The organism is Faecalibacterium langellae (assembly GCF_002549775.1).
Lineage (GTDB): Bacteria > Bacillota > Clostridia > Oscillospirales > Ruminococcaceae > Faecalibacterium > Faecalibacterium langellae.
Genome location: NZ_NMTR01000027.1, coordinates 1 through 2,814, shown reverse-complemented (window position 1 = coordinate 2,814; position 2,814 = coordinate 1). Strand labels below are relative to the sequence as shown.

Sequence of the window (2,814 nt, the reverse complement as noted above, 5' to 3'; positions counted from 1 at the left end):
ATTAAATAAGCGAGATAGAGTCAAAACCACCCACGAGAACAGGTGGTTCGTTCTTCAGCTAAAAGGCACCTCTAACGGTAGACGCCTAAAAATCTAACGAATCGTTTCCCTTCATCTCACCTTTTCTCGTTAACCCGACAAACTGCTCTCAATATCAACAAAAACTTAAAAACTAAATTTACAATACTCATATTTATACTTTAAATTAGCGTGTCGGTCGAATATCATTAAGCTACTTTACCCTTTAAATATCCCATAAATGAGGAAATACTTAGTTTTGATGGTATGCTCACCAACATGTGAATATGATCTGGGCAAGCTTCAGCTTCATGAATTTCAACGCCTTTTCTTTCACATAATAACCGTAAGATTTGACCAATACTTGCTTTGTATTTCCCATAGATTATTTGACATCTATATTTTTGGGCGAAAACAATATGATACTTACAATTCCAAGTAGTATGTCCTAAACTATTATTATCCTGTCTCATCAGGGGTCCCCCTTTTGTATATTAGTTAGTGGTCGGGAAACCTTATCTAATATAACACTTGAACTGCACCCCAAAAGTTAGATAGAAAAATCTAACTTTTGGGGTGTTTTTATTATGAAACTAACTTATGAAGATAAAGTTCAAATATATGAATTGAGAAATCAAGGTCAAACCTTCAACCAACTTTCAAAACGATTTGGTGTGGATGCTTCTGGATTAAGATATATGACGAGATTGATTGAACGTTACGGAATAGAAATTATCAAGAAAGGTAAGAATCGTTACTATTCACCAGAATTAAAACAAGAAATGATTGATAAAGTGCTACTTGAAGGTCGTTCACAAAAAAGTGTAAGTCTTGATTATTGTCTTCCAAGTGGTGGAATGTTGCCTAACTAGATAGCACAATATAAAAAAATGGGTATACAATTCTTGAGAAAAGAAGAGGCAGAGTACCTAAAATGGGGCGTAAACGTAAGAAAACTTGGGAAGAAATGACAGAACTAGAGCGACTCCAAGAGGAGAATGAACGCTTACGTACCGAGGTGGCCTACCTAAAAAAGTTAAAAGAGTTAGAGGAAAGGGACGAAGTCTTACAGCGAGAAAGGCAGAAACAGTTAGAGAAATGGTTTCAGGAGGATTTCGACTAGATTTACTTCTTGAAACAGCACGTTTAGCTCGCTCGACTTACTATTATCAGTTGAAACAACTAGATGGGCACGACAAAGATAAAGAGACTAAAGGCGAAATTCAAGAAATTTATTATGAGCATAAAGGAAATTATGGCTATCGCCGAATAACTCTGGAATTGAGGAATCGTGGTTTTGTAGTGAACCAGAAGAAGGTCCAACGTCTGATGAAGCTCCTTGGTTTAAGTTCCCAAATTCGTCGTAAACGCAAGTATTCTTCATACCAAGGAGAAGTTGGCAAGAAAGCAGATAACCCTTATTCAACGGCAGTTTGAAGCATCCAAACCAATGGAAAAGTGCTACACAGATGTGACAGAGTTTGCCATTCCAAATAGCACACATAAATTGTATTTATCGCCTGTTTTAGATGGTTTCAACAGCGAAATTATCGCTTATAATCTCTCAACTTCACCAAACTTAGAACAAGTGAAATCTATGTTAGACCAGTCCTTCACAGAGGAGCATTATGAAAATACAATTCCCCATAGTGACCAGGGTTGGCAATACCAACATCAGTATTAACATCAATTTTTAGAGGATAAAGGAATCCAACCGTCCATGTCACGTAAGGGAAATAGTCCAGACAATGGTATGATGGAGTCTTTCTTTGGCATTCTTAAGTCTGAGATGTTTTATGGTTACGAGAAGATGTTTCACTCACTTGAGCAATTGGAACAAGCTATTGTAGACTATATTGATTATTACAACAACAAACGTATTAAGGTAAAATTAAAAGTACTCAGTCCTGTGCAATACAGAACTAAATCCTGGAAAGTCAACGAAAAACTAGACACGGAGTTAAGAGAATTTAAGAATTATATTTTTCAAAGTCTTTTGGAGACTTGTAATCAAGACCTGAATGCATCCTTTTTGTATTGTAATAGGTCTCAATGTATTTAAATATTTCTTGAGTAGCCTCAGCTCTTGTCTCAAAATGAGCATCATTAATAAGCTCCCTCTTTAGCGTCTTATAAAAAGACTCCATCATTGCATTGTCATAGGGATTTCCTTTACGACTCATGCTAGATTGAGCACCGACTTGACGAAGAGTAGATTGATAACGAGAGCTTGTATATTGACTCCCTTGATCAGTATGGACAATCAAGCCAGGCTGAGGATGTTCTTTCCCACAAGCTTGTAAGAAGCAATCCCTCACCAGTTTATCTTGCATCCGTGAAGACATTGACCAGCCTACAATCTTACGTGAAAAAACGTCGATATTCACGGCTAAGTATAAGGTGCCTTCTTTGGTAGGGATATAGGTCATGTCTCCCAGCCATACTTTATTAGGAGCTGTTGCTTTAAAGATCTGATTAATTAAATTGGGTCTTGAAAGCGAAGCTCCTTTTCTGTTGTAATGTTTATATTTATAACGGCTTCCCTTGGCATAAAGTCCCATCAAGTGCATCAGTTTCCCAACACGTTTCGTGTTGGTCATAATACCAGTATTATGAAGTACCTTGGTAATTCTAACCGCACCATAGCGTCCCTTATGCTCATGAAAGACAGCTTTTATCTTCTCTGAGAGAATTTCTCTCTCCACTTGTTGTTTTGAAGGACGACGATGCATGTATTCATAGAAACCTGAGCGAGAAACCTTAAGAACTTTTACTGCATGCTTAATTTTTATCTTC

At 37.1% G+C, this 2,814-nt stretch carries 1 protein-coding gene and 2 pseudogenes; 1 reads left to right on the top strand and 2 read right to left on the bottom strand.

What is annotated here, in order from left to right:
- Positions 1-189 precede the first annotated feature (189 nt).
- Positions 190-491 (bottom strand): annotated as a pseudogene (tnpA, locus tag CGS49_RS13295) (IS200/IS605 family transposase); the annotation flags it as partial.
- 114 nt (positions 492-605) lie between these two features.
- Between tnpA and CGS49_RS13290 the strand changes: the two are divergent.
- Positions 606-1,951 (top strand): annotated as a pseudogene (locus CGS49_RS13290) (IS3 family transposase); the annotation flags it as partial.
- A gap of 37 nt (positions 1,952-1,988) precedes the next feature.
- Here the strand turns inward: CGS49_RS13290 and CGS49_RS13285 are convergent.
- On the bottom strand, positions 1,989-2,814 hold an 826-nt coding region (locus CGS49_RS13285), incomplete at its 5' end, for an IS3-like element IS1068 family transposase (RefSeq protein WP_097802284.1).